1 protein-coding gene is annotated in these 512 nt (G+C 63.9%); it reads left to right on the top strand.

Annotation, left to right across the window (positions count from 1 at the left end; all coding sequences use genetic code 11):
* The coding region (locus P1T08_18975; GenBank protein MDF1598153.1) for a transposase at positions 1–369 on the top strand (369 nt) is incomplete at its 5' end.
* Positions 370–512: the final 143 nt, after the last annotated feature.

Raw genomic sequence — 512 nt, 5'->3', positions numbered from 1 at the left:
GTCGCCTTGGGCTACAAACAGCTGCTCGAAGTCGAACGGGGCTGGCGGGACATGAAATCCACCCTCGAACTGCGTCCCGTCTACCACCGCCTCGAAGGCCGCATCCGCGCCCACGTGCTGCTGTGCTGGCTCGCCCTGCTCCTAATCCGCCTCGCCGAAACCGCCACCGGCGACACCTGGCGCAACCTCCGTCACGAACTCGACCGCATGCACCTCGGGCACTTCGCCGGTCCCGCCGGCCACGTCCTGCAACGCACCGAAACCACCCCCCGCCAGGCCGCCATCTTCAAGGCCCTCGGCGTCAACCAACCCAAACGGTTCCTCGACATCACCCCCGCCAGCACCGACAGGACTCCCGCCAGCGCGTAGGCACTACACGTTCCCGACAGTCCCCCGCGTTCTCCCTGCTCACGCGCACTTTCGATGCCTACACCGGCAGGCCAACTGCGGAACTGAGGTTTAGTTACTATGTAGTAACTAAACATCGAGGAGCAGCGATGACAGATTTCTCT

The organism is Acidimicrobiia bacterium, from assembly GCA_029210695.1.
In the GTDB taxonomy this organism is placed as follows: domain Bacteria; phylum Actinomycetota; class Acidimicrobiia; order Spongiisociales; family JAHEDJ01; genus JAHEDJ01.
Note: the sequence above shows the minus strand (reverse complement) of the source record. Positions and strands in the feature narration are given on the sequence as shown.